The following is a 14586-nucleotide window of genomic DNA, read 5'->3' as shown; positions in this document are numbered from 1 at the left end:
TAGTGCTTTTTTAACATTCGGGAAAGCATCATGGCGACAGCGACTCATCTGATTAGCAATCATCTTCCCAGCGTGAAACAGCTTCAGTGTTTTCTTGCCGTTGCGCATGAACTTAATTTTCGCCGGGCTGCCGACCGCCTCAATATGACCCAGCCGCCGCTGACGCGTCAGATCAAAAACCTGGAAGCGCAACTTCATCAGCCGCTGTTTAGCCGCAGCACCCATGAGGTTAGCCTGACCGACGCTGGACGTGCGCTGGTTGCCAGAGCAGAAGCGATCCTTGAGGCACTTAATGCGCTCGCGGCCGACGCCCCTGGCTGTCAGCGTCGTCTGCGCATTGGGCTGACCCGGACACTCAACTTTGACCATGTGCAGCCAGTCAGTGCGCTGCTGGAAACCAGTGATGACATTGAGTCACCTGAACTGACCTCCGCACAGCTGCTGCAATGCCTGCGGCAAAACACGCTGGATATGGTCCTGACAGGGGAAAAAGGCGCGGGTGATGCGGATAATATTGACTATCGCTGGCTATGTCGTGAGCCGCTGCGGGTTGCCCTGCCCGTCGCCCATCCTGCCAGTCAGAATGCCAGCATCTCACTGAATGCGCTAAGCGGCCTGCCGCTGTTCTGGTTTGCCAGAAGCGCTAATCCCGCCTTCTACGATAAGTGTGAACGCCGCTTCGTTAAGCTCAATAGCCCGCTGAAAAAGCTCAGAGAGCCTGAGGATTCGCTGACTCTGTTAACGCATATCGCGCGGGGAAAAGGATTTGCCCTGATGCCGCAGTCTAAGTGCACCTTTGCCCTTGAGGGATTGTGCTACCGCCCCCTGGCTGACGAAGAGGCGGAGCAACTTAATATTGATGTTTTTGCCGCTACCCGGCGCGATGACCAGCGCCCTGCGGTGCTACAGATGCTGGATAAACTCAGCGCCACGGCCTCACCCTCACCTTCCTGATACCTTTCTGGTATCACAGCAATGGCAATTCCCTGCTTTTCTCCTCGCTGCAAGAATGGCGACAAGAGAAAAGGAGGAGAGATGAAAACCCGTCATTTAGCGAACGATCTTAAGGTAAGCGCCATCGGCTACGGCGCTATGGGGCTGAGCGAATTTTATGGCACCACAGATGATGCGCAGTCTCTGCATCTGCTGCACCAGCTCATTGAGCTCGATATGACGTTTATCGATACGGCAGACCTGTATGGGCGCGGCCACAATGAGGCGTTACTGGGACGCTTTATGAGCGACCTGCCGCCGTCCACGCGACAGAGGTTAACCATCGCCACCAAATGCGGTATTGAGCGCGCATCTGATGAGGCTTATGCCCGCACTATCAACAACAAGCCTGACTACATTACCCGCTGCTGTCACGACTCGTTGCGGCGGCTTGGCGTCGAGCAAATCGACCTGTTTTATCTTCACCGCGTCAGCCAGGCCATACCGATCGAGGAGAGCATGGAGTGCCTGAGCCGCCTGGTTAAAGAGGGCAAAATCAGCCATATTGGCCTGTGCGAAGTTTCCGCTCCCACGCTGCGCCGTGCCCACGCGGTCCATCCTGTTACGGCCTTGCAGACTGAATATTCGCTCTGGACGCGAGACGTTGAGGAGGCGATCCTGCCCACGCTGAAAGCGCTGGATGTCGGCCTGGTCGCCTGTTCACCGCTGGGAAGGGGCTTTCTGACCGGGAAATACCTTAACAACAGCGACTTTGCTGAAAACGACTTCCGCAAAAACAATGCGCGCTTCCTGCAGTCGAACCTCGATCATAATGTCGCGCTGCTCAACCTGATACGGCCGTTAACAGAGAAGTACAACTGCTCCCTGGGGCAGATTGCGCTGGCATGGCTGCTGGCACAGTATGAGAAACTGGTCCCTGTTCCAGGGACGAAACGGCCCCACTATCTGGCAGAAAACGCAATGGCGGCAGAGGTTGGGCTTGATGACGCGGACGTTGCGCTGCTGAACCATCTCCACCAGCAATGCGAGATAAAGGGCGAGCGCTACTCTGAAGAGGGAATGAAAGGGGTAAATGCCTGATATGAAAAACCCCGGCCTGCCGGGGTTTTTTCTTACGCTGAAAAGGGTGGCGCTGGCGGCTTAGCCCGCAACGGCGATACGCTTCATATCGGTCATGTAGCCACGCAGTTTGCGGCCCACTGTTTCGATAGGATGCTGGCGAATGGCTTCGTTGACGTCGCGCAGCTGGGCGTTATCAACCTGCGTCCCTTCGATCGCGCTGCCCAGGTCGCCCGGCTGCAGCGTGGTCATAAACTCTTTCAGCAGCGGAACGGCGGCGAAAGAGAAGAGATAGTTGCCGTACTCGGCGGTATCGGAGATGACCACGTTCATCTCATACAGGCGCTTACGCGCAATGGTGTTAGCGATCAGCGGCAGCTCATGCAGAGATTCATAGTAGGCTGACTCTTCGATAATGCCTGCGTCGACCATGGTTTCAAACGCCAGCTCAACGCCCGCTTTAACCATTGCAACCATCAGCACGCCTTTATCGTAGTACTCTTGCTCTTCGATTTTGCCTTCAAACTGCGGCGCGGTTTCAAACGCCGTCTTGCCGGTCTCTTCACGCCAGGTCAGCAGATTTTTGTCGTCGTTGGCCCAGTCAGCCATCATGCCGGACGAGAATTCGCCAGAGATGATGTCATCCATGTGCTTCTGAAACAGCGGAGCCATAATCGCTTTCAGCTGCTCTGACAGCGCATAGGCACGCAGTTTTGCCGGATTAGAGAGACGATCCATCATCAGCGTAATACCGCCAAACTTCAGCGATTCAGTGATGGTTTCCCAGCCGAACTGAATCAGTTTTTCGGTGTAGGCCGCATCGTGACCTTCAGCCACCAGCTTATCGAAGCAGAGCAGCGAACCCGCCTGCAGCATACCGCACAGAATGGTCTGCTCACCCATCAGATCCGATTTCACTTCAGCAACGAAGGAGGACTCCAGCACGCCCGCACGGTCACCACCGGTGGCCGCTGCCCAGGCTTTAGCAATGGCCATGCCTTCACCTTTCGGATCGTTTTCCGGGTGGACGGCGATCAGCGTAGGGACGCCGAAGCCACGCTTGTACTCTTCACGAACTTCGGTGCCCGGACACTTCGGTGCCACCATGACAACGGTGATGTCTTTACGGATAGTTTCACCGACTTCAACGATGTTGAAGCCGTGCGAGTAGCCCAGCGCCGCGCCATCTTTCATCAGCGGCTGTACAGCCTGTACAACGGAAGAGTGCTGCTTGTCTGGCGTCAGGTTAACCACCAGATCGGCCTGTGGGATCAGCTCTTCATAAGTGCCCACTTTAAAGCCGTTTTCAGTTGCCTTGCGCCAGGAAGCGCGCTTCTCAGCGATCGCTTCAGCGCGCAGCGCATAGGAGACGTCCAGCCCAGAATCGCGCATGTTCAGACCCTGATTCAGGCCCTGTGCGCCACAGCCCACGATGACCACTTTTTTCCCTTTCAGGAAGCTGGCACCGTCCGCGAACTCATCGCGTGCCATAAAGCGACATTTGCCTAACTGCGCTAACTGGTTGCGCAGATTCAGTGTGTTGAAGTAGTTAGCCATGGGCACTCCGGTCAGATGTTGTGTTTGCTTTTGTCTGGTAACGACGCCGTGAGCAGCGTCGCGAATGACCCCATCATATGACAGGAAATCTGTTGCTTAAATTGATATATTAGCAAGGTTACATTGCAGGATTTGCAATACAATTCGGGAGGGTAAAGCGCGTGGACTTACGCGATCTCAAGCTGTTTCTTCATCTGGCAGAAAGCTGCCACTTTGGCCGCACCGCACGAGCGATGCACGTTAGCCCGTCGACGCTGTCGCGCCAGATCCAGCGCCTTGAAGAGGATGTCGGACACGCGCTGTTCCTGCGCGACAACCGCACCGTCACGCTGACCGAAGCGGGCGAACGTCTGCGCCAGTTCGCGCAGCAGACGCTGTTGCAGTATCAGCAGCTACGCCACGCGATGGATCTTAATGGCCCGTCGCTGAGCGGCGAGCTGCGCCTGTTCTGCTCGGTAACCGCCGCCTACAGTCATCTGCCACCTATTCTGGATCGCTTTCGCGCCGAGCATCCGCAGGTGGAGATTAAGCTGACCACCGGTGATGCCGCCGATGCGATTGAGATGGTGCAGTCGGGTGAGGCAGACCTGGCCATTGCCGGTCGTCCAGAATCGCTGCCGGCCAGCATCGACTTTACGCCGCTGGGGCTGATTCCGCTGGTGCTGATCGCCCCGGCGCTGCCTTGCCCGGTACGCAGCCAGGCGACACAGCCATCCCCTGACTGGGCAGACATTCCCTTTATTCTGCCCGATCAGGGACCCGCGCGGCGCGGCATCGACTTGTGGTTTCGCCGTCGTCGCATCCCAAATCCACAGATTTACGCTACGGTGTCCGGGCATGAGGCCATTGTATCGATGGTGGCACTGGGGTGCGGTATTGCGCTGCTGCCGGATGTGGTGCTGGAAAACAGCCCGGAGCCGGTACGCAATCGCGTGCTGACGCTGGAAAATGTGGAGTCGGTGGCTCCGCTGGAACTGGGTGTCTGCGTACAAAAAAAGCGGCTCGGAGAGCCGCTGATTCATGCTTTCTGGCACCTGCTGTAGTTACTGCCCGGCGAGGAAGAAGCGGAACGCCGGGTTGTTAGCCTCATCATGGAAGTCGTAACCCAGTTCGGTCAGGTGGGATTCAAAGCGCGGTTCGTTGTCGCCGATTTCAAACGCCGCCAGCACACGACCATAATCAGTACCGTGGCTGCGATAATGGAACAGCGAAATATTCCAGTGAGTGCCAAGCGTTTGCAGAAATTTCAGCAGTGCGCCGGGGGCTTCCGGAAATTCAAAGCTGAACAGACGTTCGCGCAGCGGCTTTGACGGACGGCCACCCACCATATAACGCACATGCAGCTTCGCCATCTCGTCGTCCGACAGATCCACCACCTGATAGCCACCCTGTGTCAGCTGGCTGATGATTTCGCTGCGCTCCTCCCGCCCGCGCGTCAAACGCACCCCGACGAAAATACAGGCGTTATCTGCGTCCGCGTAGCGGTAGTTGAACTCGGTGACCGCCCGCCCGCCCAGCGTCTGGCAAAACTTCAGGAAGCTGCCCTGCTGTTCAGGAATGGTCACTGCCAGCAGCGCCTCACGCTGTTCGCCCAGCTCGCAGCGCTCGGAAACGTAGCGCAGGCCGTGGAAGTTGACGTTCGCTCCCGACAGCACATGCGCAAGACGCTCGCCCTTGATATCGTGCTGCTGGATATATTTCTTCATGCCCGCCAGCGCCAGTGCGCCCGACGGCTCCGCCACGGCACGCACGTCTTCAAACAGATCTTTCATCGCGGCGCAAATGGCATCGCTGTCGACGGTAATGATGTCGTCAAGATACGCCTGGCACAGACGGAAAGTTTCGCTGCCGATACGTTTGACCGCTACGCCTTCGGCAAACAGCCCGACGCGCGGCAGATCGACCGGCTCTCCCGCTTCCAGCGCCGCTTTCAAACAGGCAGAGTCCTCAGACTCCACCGCGATAACTTTAATCTGCGGCATCAGCTGTTTGATCAGTACGGCGACGCCTGCCGCCAGGCCGCCGCCGCCAACCGGAACGAACACGCGGTCAAGATGCGCATCCTGTTGCAGCAGCTCCATCGCCAGCGTGCCCTGACCGGCGATCACCGCCGGATGGTCAAACGGCGGGACAAAGGTGTAGCCCTGCTGCGCCGCCAGCTCGATCGCTTTAGCTTTTGCCTCGTCGAAATTCGCGCCGTAGAGATAAGCCTCACCGCCAAATGCGCGCACCGCATCAACCTTAATGTCTGCCGTCGCCAGCGGCATCACAATCAGCGATTTGATACCGAGCCGACTGGCTGAAAGGGCCACGCCCTGTGCGTGGTTACCGGCTGATGCCGTGACCACGCCCTGCGCTTTTTGCTCTTCCGTCAGGCCAGCAATCATTGCGTAGGCACCACGCAGCTTAAAGCTGTGCACTGGCTGCCGGTCTTCACGCTTCACCAGGATGGTGTTGCCAAGACGTGATGAAATTTTCTCCATCTTTTGCAGCGGCGTCACCTGAGCCACTTCATACACCGGTGAACGCAGTACAGCGCGCAAATATTCTGCGCCGCAGGGCGACGCAGGTAGCGGTTGAGACTCGGCCATCAGTTAGCCTCCCAGCTTGCTCTTGTCGCGCACGGCGCCCTTGTCGGCACTGGTGGCGAGCGATGCATAGGCGCGCAGCGCGAAAGAGACCTGACGCACGCGGCCGTGCGGCGTATAGGCCGCCTCGCCGCGCGCTTCTTCCTCTTCACGACGCGCATGCAGTTCATTGTCCGGCACCGCCAGCCTGATGCCGCGATTCGGAATATCAATTTCAATCATGTCACCGTCTTTCACCAGGGCGATCGTCCCGCCGCTGGCCGCTTCCGGCGAAGCATGGCCGATCGACAGGCCGGATGTACCGCCGGAGAAGCGGCCGTCGGTGATCAGGGCACAGCTTTTGCCAAGGCCCATCGATTTCAGGTAGGTAGTGGGATAGAGCATTTCCTGCATACCTGGCCCGCCTTTCGGCCCTTCATAGCGAATCACCACCACGTCACCCGCCACTACTTTGCCGCCGAGGATAGCGTCTACCGCATCGTCCTGGCTTTCATAGACTTTCGCCGGACCTTTAAAGGTGAGGATCTCTTTGTCCACGCCTGCGGTTTTCACGATACAGCCGTCTTCGGCCAGGTTGCCGTACAGTACGGCCAGTCCGCCATCCTGTGAGAACGCATGTTCGCGCGTGCGGATACAGCCGTCCTGACGATCGTCATCCAGCGTATCCCAGCGGCAGTCCTGCGAGAATGCCTGCGTGGTGCGGATACCTGCCGGGCCGGCGCGGAACATTTTCTTCACCGCTTCGTCCTGCGTCAGCATGATGTCGTACTGATCCAGGGTTTCGCGCAGGTTCAGGCCCAGCACGTTACGTACGTCGGTATGCAGCAGGCCCGCGCGATCCAGCTCGCCGAGAATGCCGATAACGCCACCAGCACGGTGGACATCTTCCATATGGTATTTCTGCGTGCTCGGCGCGACCTTGCACAGGTGCGGTACCTTGCGCGACAGACGATCGATGTCGGAAATATTGAAGTCGATTTCGCCTTCCTGCGCCGCCGCCAGCAGGTGCAGTACGGTATTGGTGGACCCTCCCATCGCGATATCCAGCGTCATGGCGTTTTCAAACGCCGCTTTGCTGGCGATATTGCGTGGCAGCACGCGCTCATCATCCTGCTCGTAATACTGTTTAGTCAGATTAACGATGCGTTTACCCGCATTGATGAAGAGATCTTTACGGTCAGCGTGGGTTGCCAGCAGCGAGCCATTACCCGGCTGAGACAGGCCCAGCGCTTCGGTCAGGCAGTTCATGGAGTTTGCGGTGAACATTCCCGAGCAGGAACCGCAGGTCGGACAGGCGGAACGCTCAATCTGCTCGCTCTCAGCGTCGCTGACGTTCGGGTTAGCCCCCTGAATCATCGCATCCACCAGATCGAGCTTGATGATTTTGTCGGAAAGTTTGGTTTTTCCCGCTTCCATTGGACCGCCGGAAACGAAGATGACCGGGATGTTGAGGCGCAGCGACGCCATCAGCATTCCCGGCGTGATTTTGTCGCAGTTGGAGATGCAGACCATGGCGTCGGCACAGTGCGCGTTAACCATGTACTCCACTGAGTCAGCGATCAACTCGCGAGACGGCAGTGAATAGAGCATGCCGCCATGGCCCATGGCGATTCCGTCATCCACCGCAATGGTGTTGAACTCTTTTGCCACACCGCCTGCCGCTTCAATCTGCTCGGCGACCAGCTTACCGAGATCGCGCAGATGAACGTGGCCCGGCACGAACTGGGTGAATGAGTTGACCACGGCGATAATCGGTTTACCAAAATCGGCGTCGGTCATTCCTGTCGCGCGCCACAGGGCGCGGGCACCCGCCATATTGCGGCCATGCGTGGTGGTGGCGGAACGGTACTTAGGCATGCTCTGTTTACTCCAGTCTGAAAAATGACGCGGGCACTGCTGCGCCCGCGCTGCTGTCACGTTATGCGTTAACCTGATCCAGCCAGCCATATTTATCTTCGGTTTCGCCAGTAAACAGGCCGAAGAACGCTTTCTGGATTTGGGTCGTTACCGGACCACGTTTGCCTTCGCCCACCTGGATGCCGTCGACACTGCGTACAGGGGTGATTTCTGCGGCGGTACCGGACATGAAGATCTCATCAGCCAGATAGAGCGATTCACGCGACAGCACCTGCTCGCGGACTTCAATGCCGAGATCCTGCGCCAGCTTGATGATGGCGTCGCGGGTGATGCCCGGCAGCGCGGAAGAGGTGAACGGCGGCGTGAACAGAATGCCGTCTTTCACTTCAAACAGGTTCTCGCCCGCACCTTCGGAGATGTAGCCATTGGTGTCCAGCGCAATACCTTCCTGGTAGCCGTGACGACGGGCTTCACTGCCCACCAGCAGGGAGGAGAGGTAGTTACCGCCCGCTTTCGCTGCGGTCGGCAGCGTGTTCGGCGCAACGCGGTTCCATGAAGAGACCATCGCATTGATGCCATTTTCCAGCGCTTCCGCACCCAGATAGGCACCCCATGGGAAAGCCGCAATAATCACGTCAGTGGTGTAGCCGTCTGGCGGGTTGACGCCCAGGCCTACATCGCCAACAAATGCCAGCGGACGGATATAAGCGCTTTTCAGATTGTTGTCGCGCAGCACTTTGCGCGTCGCTTCCATCAGTTCGTCTACGCTGTATTTCAGCGGAAAACGATAAATTTTGGCGGAGTCGTGCAGACGCTGCATGTGTTCACGGTGACGGAACACCACTGGTCCTTTGTGCGAGTCGTAGCAGCGCACGCCTTCAAACACAGAAGTACCATAATGCAGTGCGTGAGACATGACGCTAACCTTTGCATCTTCCCACTTAACCATCTCGCCATTGAACCAGATAAAGTCTGCTTTCTTCGTGCTCATTCTTATTTCCTTTCGCGACTAAGCGCGGATTTGTTGTGTTGCATGTTGTTGAATCTGGACGCACGCGACATCCATTAATTTGCTTAACTGCGAAGACAGTAAATCGACAGAGCGCTGGCTGGCAACGGTCATTTCAATATTAATGTTTTCGCTGTTCGCCACGGCGCCCATATTCATGGCACACACCTGAAAACCGCGATGGCGGACGACGCGTAAAATGCGCTCCAGTATTTCAGGACGAAAGCGGGCTTCAATAGACAACTGGTGCTGGTTCATACGGTTTTCTCCATCATGTTTGCATTGCTGGCACCGGGCGGCACCAGTGGCCAGACGTTTTCATGCTCATCAATAGCAACATGCAGGAAGTAAGAACCTTCGCTGTTCAGCAGAGCATCAAGTGCGGCGTCGACCTCATCTTTGCGGCTAATACGCTGGCCTGGAATATCAAACGCGCTGGCCAGGGTCAGAAAATCGGGGTTGTCGGTCAGGATGGTTTCGCTGTAGCGACCGTCAAAAAAGAGCTGCTGCCACTGGCGCACCATGCCAAGACGCTGGTTGTCCAGCAGCAGAATTTTCACCGGCAGCTTTTTGCGTTTAATTGTGCCCAGCTCCTGAATATTCATCATGATTGAGCCGTCACCCGATACGCAGATCACGGTATCATCGGGACGCGCTACCTGCGCGCCTACCGCAGCCGGCAGGCCAAAGCCCATGGTGCCCAGTCCGCTGGACGTGATAAAGTTTTCCGGCGCGCTGAACGCCATATGCTGCGCGGTCCACATCTGATGCTGACCTACGTCAGTCGTCACCACGGCGCTGGCGGATTTGCGGTCAGAAAGCTGCTTCAGCAGCAACGGCGCGTAGATGGCGTCGCCGGGGTGGTCATAGCGCCAGCTGTAGGCCGCTTTCATCGCCTTCACCTCTTCACGCCAGCCGTCGATATCCAGCGGCATACTCAGCGCAGGCAACACCTGGTTCAGATCGCCCTGCAGAGAAACGTGCGCGCGACGTAATTTATTCAGCTCAGCCGGGTCGATATCGATATGGATAACGCTGGCATGAGGGGCGAAGGTATCCAGCTTGCCGGTCACACGGTCATCAAAGCGCGCACCGATAGCGATCAGTAAATCGCAGGACTGAACGGCGAGGTTAGCCGCTTTCGTCCCGTGCATGCCTAACATACCGAGATAAACCTCGCTCTCACTGTCGGCGCTGCCGAGACCTTTCAGCGTGGCAACCATCGGGATGCCGGTTTCCTCTGCCAGTTTGCGCAGCGCAGGAACCGCCTGCGCCATACCGACGCCGCCGCCGATATAGAGCATCGGCTTATGCGACTGCGCCATCAGCGCGCGCGCCGCTTCGATATGCTGCAGCGAATGGGCGATCGGCTCTTCGACCGGCAGCAGATGCGGGTTCAGCTCGCCGCTGGCGATTTGAATATCTTTTGGGATGTCGACCAGCACCGGGCCAGGGCGGCCTGACTGAGCGATAGCAAAGGCCTCCGCCATCACGGAGGGCAGTTCTTCCAGCGATTCAACCAGAAAGCTGTGTTTGGTGCAGGCCAGCGACAGGCCCAGTACATCAATCTCCTGAAAGGCGTCAGTGCCAATAAATGCCGATGAAACCTGACCGGTAATGGCGACTACTGGCACTGAGTCCATCATCGCATCGGCCAGGCCGGTGATTAAGTTGGTCGCTCCAGGGCCCGAGGTCGCAATGCAGACGCCGGTTTTTCCGGTCGCCCGGGCATAGCCGATCGCCGCGACCACCGCGCCTTGTTCATGACGACACAGTAGGTGTTCCACGCCGCCATCGTAGAGCGCATCGTACACTGGCATGATGGCGCCGCCAGGATAGCCAAATAAGGTGTCGACACCCTGCGCGCGTAAAGCCTGAACTACCCACTGTGCACCTGTCATGGTTATTCTCCTGTATCCTTAGGGGAACAACAGAATTTTATGCTACTGCTCATTGTTTGCTCCTCAGTAATTCGCTGATATTTGCACTGGTCGAAAAAAAACCCCCGGACCTTTCGGTGCGGGGGTTTTTTGAATTCCAGGCTTGATTTTTAAGCCTTTCTTTCTCCAAGCGAAGCCCCGCACGGTGGGTTAATAATCACCACCACGCTAATCACGACTAGGCTAATCACTTGTAGAAGGGCTTTCATTTTCAGTCTGTTTTTTCATGTGTTCGAAGTAATGCCTACAGAGTTATCACAGTTACGGGGGCAATGACAACTTTTTCCATCAGATTTTTTTATGTCGCTTTTCTCAGCATCCCTCTATCAGCCTGTAAATAAACGTTTATTTCCTGGTTGATAAATATTCATCACGACCGTGACGCAACGATTAAGCCTTTTGCGAACTTGATTCTGACAAAATGTAGCCGAACCAGCATCACGCTGTTTTCTTGCGACAGCGGTCGACGACTTCAGCTTTAAGCGTCGTTGCCCATGCTTTATCTCGCCATAATCGCCGCGTTAAGGAGCGGTTATGACATTGTCCAGAGTTCTTACCCGAGCAGCGATTGGCGTAGAGGCACCTTTAGTTACAATCGAAGCGCATATCAGTAATGGGCTGCCTGCCCTGACGCTAGTGGGCTTACCGGAAACCACGGTAAAAGAGGCGCGTGAACGAGTGCGTAGCGCCATCATCAATAGTGGATTTAGCTTCCCGGCAAAACGCATCACTATCAATCTGGCGCCTGCCGATTTGCCTAAGGAGGGTGGCCGTTATGACTTACCCATGGCGGTTGCCATCCTTGTGGCGTCTGAACAGCTTCCTGCAGAGAAGCTGGGGCAATATGAGTTTGTGGCTGAACTGGGCCTTGACGGTACGCTCTGTGCTGTTCAGGGGGCGATTCCGGCGGCAATGGCAGCAATAGGTGCGGGACGTCAGCTGGTGGTCTCTGAAGAGAATCAGCAGGATGTGGGTTTGATCCAGCTCGGCGGTACTCTCATTGCTAAGCATTTGCTGGAGATCTGTGCGTTTTTGCACAACCAGGCGGAACTGCCGCGCGCGCGATCGCCTCAGGAACAACCGGAAAAAGATGCAGACGATCTAAGCGATATTATTGGCCAGGAGCAGGGGCGCCGGGCGCTGGAAATTAGCGCAGCAGGCGGACACAATTTATTGCTGATAGGTCCACCCGGCACGGGAAAAACGATGCTGGCGACAAGGCTACCTGGCATTATGCCGCCGCTCAGCGACACAGAAGCGCTGGAATGTGCCGCTATCGCCAGCCTTGCTAACAGCATAACGCCACACAGACAGTGGCGTAAGCGCCCTTTCCGCTCACCTCATCATAGCGCGTCACTCTATGCCCTGATCGGTGGCGGGGCCTTACCCCGGCCTGGCGAAATCTCTCTTGCGCATAATGGCGTATTGTTTCTGGATGAACTGCCGGAGTTTGATCGTCGGGTGCTTGATGCGTTAAGGGAACCGCTAGAATCGGGCGAGATTGCTATTTCTCGCGCCCGCGCCAAAGTGACCTATCCGGCACGCTTTCAGCTCATTGCGGCAATGAATCCTAGCCCGACGGGCCATTATCAGGGTCAGCACAACCGCACTTCGCCACAACAGGTGCTGCGCTATTTAAGCAAGCTCTCCGGGCCCTTTCTCGATCGCTTTGACCTGTCAATTGAGGTGCCACTGCTGCCGAGCGGAACGTTAAGTAAAGGTGCTGAGGCAGGCGAGCATTCCGCAAGCGTGGCAGCGCGCGTGATTAAAGCCCGTGCGTTGCAAATGGCGCGCGCAGGGAAAATTAACGCCCACATGAATAATGCCGATATTAAGTTGTGGTGTGTTGTCTCTGATAAAGACGCTGAATGGCTGGAGTCCGTATTGAATCAGCTGGGATTATCGGTGCGGGCATGGCAGCGTATTTTGAAAGTGGCACGCACCATTGCCGATTTGGCGGGAGACGAGAGAATCTTACGAGTGCATCTTCAGGAAGCGGTAGGCTATCGCAGCATCGACAGGCTCTTGATTCATTTGCATCGTAGCCTGGAATGAAGAATGGGGCTGAATGCCCCATTCTTTTTAGTCATCACTGTCGCTGTAGTCTTCGACCGTGTCCATCTGCGGCTTACCGCCAGAGAGCGTATGAAAGCGCTTAGGACGCTTCGTGCGAGCAACATATTTCGACCATACTCGCTCAGCTTCAGTTTGCGGCTCACGCACGCCACGACAGACTTCTAAGAACAAACGTTCTTCTTCCGTAATCGGTTCGCGTTTCGCTAAGTCCAGTTCATTAAAAGCGAAACCATGACGTTCCAGCAGTTGGGCTTCTTTGATGGTGAAATCACCATGCCGCGAAAAGCCGCGCGGATAATTTTTATTATCAAAGAAACGATTTGTGGTTGAGAAGCTTTCCGCCATCTTACACGCTCCTGATTCTCTTATACCGAGCTATTAATGGCGCGGAGTATTAGATAGGCTTGACAGAGTGTAAAACAAAACATTTAAATCTATACGACAAACATTTTTTGGGAGAAGGCTGTGGATACGGAATTACTGAAAACTTTCCTGGAAGTGAGCAGAACTCGCCATTTCGGGCGCGCTGCTGAATCACTTTATCTTACGCAGTCAGCCGTCAGTTTTCGCATCCGTCAGCTGGAAAATCAGCTGGGTGTAAACCTCTTTACGCGTCATCGCAATAACATACGGCTGACTTCTGCCGGAGAACGTCTTCTGCCCTATGCCGAAAGTCTGATGAGCACCTGGATGATGGCAAAGAAGGAGGTGTCACATACGCAACAGCATCATGAGCTGTCGATAGGTGCGAGTGCGTCGCTGTGGGAGGCTTATTTAACACCCTGGCTTCAAACCCTTTATGAAAACCGCGAGAGTCTGCATCTCGAAGCACGCGTGGCGCAACGGCATTTACTGGTTAAGCAACTTCATGAGCGACAACTGGATCTGTTGATCACGACCGAAGCGCCTAAAATGGACGAGCTCACCAGCCAGCAGATTGGTCATATTTCTCTGGCCCTGTTTCGGGCGCGCAAAACCGAAAAAAGTGAGAAATATGATTACATCAAGCTGGAATGGGGCGCGGATTTCCATCAGCACGAAAGCTATCTGTCGGGCGGTGATGATGTCCCTGTCTTAACGACGACCTCTGCGCATGTCACGCGCGAACTCCTCTATACCACGGGTGCCTGTGCCTTTCTGCCAGACTACTGGCATAGCCTCTATAGCGATCTGATGATCATTCCGGATACACCCGTGGCGGTGCGTCCTTTATATGCCGTGTGGCTGCAAAACAGCGATCAACAGGCGCACATTCGACAGTTGCTTAAGTTTCCGGTACTGGCGCGATAGGGTTTTTCAGGTCAAACAGAGAAATGGCTGACGTTGTCGGCCTTTTTTGGCGGGATAAAACGCAAAAAAAATCCTTTGCCGAAGCAAAGGATTGTTTTTTCTGGCAGGGGCGGAGGGACTCGAACCCCCAACACCCGGTTTTGGAGACCGGTGCTCTACCAATTGAACTACGCCCCTAAATAGGGTGGCGGTGCGGACGGGACTCGAACCCGCGACCCCCGGCGTGACAGGCCGGTATTCTAACCGACTGAACTAC

At 56.0% G+C, this 14586-nt stretch carries 13 protein-coding genes and 2 tRNA genes; 5 read left to right on the top strand and 10 right to left on the bottom strand.

Annotated elements, in window-relative coordinates; translation table 11 throughout:
* The first annotated feature begins 30 nt into the window (after positions 1–30).
* Positions 31–954, top strand: coding sequence for a LysR family transcriptional regulator (locus tag HP564_RS14825; protein ID WP_371244288.1), 924 nt, complete (start codon positions 31–33; stop codon positions 952–954).
* Positions 955–1035: 81 nt separating this feature from the next.
* The gene (locus HP564_RS14820) at positions 1036–2034 is read left to right on the top strand and encodes an aldo/keto reductase (RefSeq protein WP_371244287.1); all 999 of its coding nucleotides are present in this window, start codon (positions 1036–1038) and stop codon (positions 2032–2034) included.
* 60 nt (positions 2035–2094) lie between these two features.
* On the opposite strand, the gene ilvC is transcribed toward HP564_RS14820, so the two are convergent.
* The gene (gene ilvC, locus HP564_RS14815; protein ID WP_371244286.1) at positions 2095–3570 is read right to left on the bottom strand and encodes a ketol-acid reductoisomerase; all 1476 of its coding nucleotides are present in this window, start codon (positions 3568–3570) and stop codon (positions 2095–2097) included.
* 161 nt (positions 3571–3731) lie between these two features.
* Between ilvC and ilvY the strand changes: the two genes are divergently transcribed.
* A complete protein-coding gene (gene ilvY / locus HP564_RS14810) occupies positions 3732–4613 on the top strand; it encodes an HTH-type transcriptional activator IlvY (protein ID WP_371244284.1) in 882 nt (293 codons plus the stop codon).
* Here ilvY and ilvA read toward each other — a convergent pair whose 3' ends face one another.
* The 6 genes from ilvA to ilvL form a co-directional block, all read right to left on the bottom strand.
* Positions 4614–6161, bottom strand: coding sequence for a threonine ammonia-lyase, biosynthetic (ilvA, locus tag HP564_RS14805; RefSeq protein WP_371244282.1), 1548 nt, complete (start codon positions 6159–6161; stop codon positions 4614–4616).
* Between the two features lie 3 nt (positions 6162–6164).
* A complete protein-coding gene (gene ilvD / locus HP564_RS14800) occupies positions 6165–8015 on the bottom strand; it encodes a dihydroxy-acid dehydratase (RefSeq protein ID WP_371244281.1) in 1851 nt (616 codons plus the stop codon).
* A 61-nt stretch (positions 8016–8076) separates the two neighbouring features.
* On the bottom strand, positions 8077–9006 hold the full coding sequence (locus tag HP564_RS14795; protein ID WP_371244280.1) for a branched-chain amino acid transaminase: 930 nt from the start codon (positions 9004–9006) through the stop codon (positions 8077–8079).
* An 18-nt stretch (positions 9007–9024) separates the two neighbouring features.
* On the bottom strand, positions 9025–9282 hold the full coding sequence (ilvM, locus tag HP564_RS14790) for an acetolactate synthase 2 small subunit (protein ID WP_371244278.1): 258 nt from the start codon (positions 9280–9282) through the stop codon (positions 9025–9027).
* Positions 9279–10925, bottom strand: a complete 1647-nt coding sequence (gene ilvG / locus HP564_RS14785; protein ID WP_371244277.1) for an acetolactate synthase 2 catalytic subunit — start codon at positions 10923–10925, stop codon at positions 9279–9281. The genes ilvM and ilvG overlap by 4 nt, the downstream gene beginning before the upstream one ends.
* A gap of 149 nt (positions 10926–11074) precedes the next feature.
* On the bottom strand, positions 11075–11173 hold the full coding sequence (gene ilvL / locus HP564_RS14780) for an ilv operon leader peptide (RefSeq protein WP_269293430.1): 99 nt from the start codon (positions 11171–11173) through the stop codon (positions 11075–11077).
* 325 nt (positions 11174–11498) lie between these two features.
* On the opposite strand from ilvL, the gene HP564_RS14775 reads away from it, so the two are divergent.
* Entirely contained in the window at positions 11499–13019 is a 1521-nt protein-coding gene (locus tag HP564_RS14775; protein ID WP_371244275.1) for a YifB family Mg chelatase-like AAA ATPase, read from the top strand.
* Between the two features lie 27 nt (positions 13020–13046).
* On the opposite strand, the gene HP564_RS14770 is transcribed toward HP564_RS14775, so the two are convergent.
* On the bottom strand, positions 13047–13385 hold the full coding sequence (locus HP564_RS14770) for a DUF413 domain-containing protein (protein ID WP_371244274.1): 339 nt from the start codon (positions 13383–13385) through the stop codon (positions 13047–13049).
* Between the two features lie 120 nt (positions 13386–13505).
* Between HP564_RS14770 and hdfR the strand changes: the two genes are divergently transcribed.
* The gene (gene hdfR, locus HP564_RS14765; RefSeq protein WP_371244273.1) at positions 13506–14330 is read left to right on the top strand and encodes an HTH-type transcriptional regulator HdfR; all 825 of its coding nucleotides are present in this window, start codon (positions 13506–13508) and stop codon (positions 14328–14330) included.
* A 101-nt stretch (positions 14331–14431) separates the two neighbouring features.
* Here the strand turns inward: hdfR and HP564_RS14760 are convergent.
* Both HP564_RS14760 and HP564_RS14755 read right to left on the bottom strand, forming a co-directional pair.
* A tRNA-Trp gene (locus HP564_RS14760) sits at positions 14432–14507 on the bottom strand.
* 8 nt (positions 14508–14515) lie between these two features.
* Positions 14516–14586: transfer RNA gene (locus tag HP564_RS14755), tRNA-Asp, on the bottom strand.

Origin of the sequence: Pantoea sp. KPR_PJ (assembly GCF_041386365.1) — a bacterium.
Classification (GTDB): domain Bacteria; phylum Pseudomonadota; class Gammaproteobacteria; order Enterobacterales; family Enterobacteriaceae; genus Pantoea.
This window is presented reverse-complemented; position numbering and strand designations above follow the sequence as displayed.

What these genes read in the sequence shown, in the direction of transcription:
- ilvG (WP_371244277.1), bottom strand. Translation starts at nt 10,925, where the DNA reads ATGACAGGTGCACAGTGGGTAGTTCAGGCTTTACGCGCGCAGGGTGTC.
- HP564_RS14825 (WP_371244288.1), top strand. Translation starts at nt 31, where the DNA reads ATGGCGACAGCGACTCATCTGATTAGCAATCATCTTCCCAGCGTGAAA.
- ilvC (WP_371244286.1), bottom strand. Translation starts at nt 3,570, where the DNA reads ATGGCTAACTACTTCAACACACTGAATCTGCGCAACCAGTTAGCGCAG.
- ilvL (WP_269293430.1), bottom strand. Translation starts at nt 11,173, where the DNA reads ATGAAAGCCCTTCTACAAGTGATTAGCCTAGTCGTGATTAGCGTGGTG.
- ilvD (WP_371244281.1), bottom strand. Translation starts at nt 8,015, where the DNA reads ATGCCTAAGTACCGTTCCGCCACCACCACGCATGGCCGCAATATGGCG.
- ilvA (WP_371244282.1), bottom strand. Translation starts at nt 6,161, where the DNA reads ATGGCCGAGTCTCAACCGCTACCTGCGTCGCCCTGCGGCGCAGAATAT.
- HP564_RS14795 (WP_371244280.1), bottom strand. Translation starts at nt 9,006, where the DNA reads ATGAGCACGAAGAAAGCAGACTTTATCTGGTTCAATGGCGAGATGGTT.
- HP564_RS14820 (WP_371244287.1), top strand. Translation starts at nt 1,036, where the DNA reads ATGAAAACCCGTCATTTAGCGAACGATCTTAAGGTAAGCGCCATCGGC.
- HP564_RS14770 (WP_371244274.1), bottom strand. Translation starts at nt 13,385, where the DNA reads ATGGCGGAAAGCTTCTCAACCACAAATCGTTTCTTTGATAATAAAAAT.
- ilvM (WP_371244278.1), bottom strand. Translation starts at nt 9,282, where the DNA reads ATGAACCAGCACCAGTTGTCTATTGAAGCCCGCTTTCGTCCTGAAATA.
- HP564_RS14775 (WP_371244275.1), top strand. Translation starts at nt 11,499, where the DNA reads ATGACATTGTCCAGAGTTCTTACCCGAGCAGCGATTGGCGTAGAGGCA.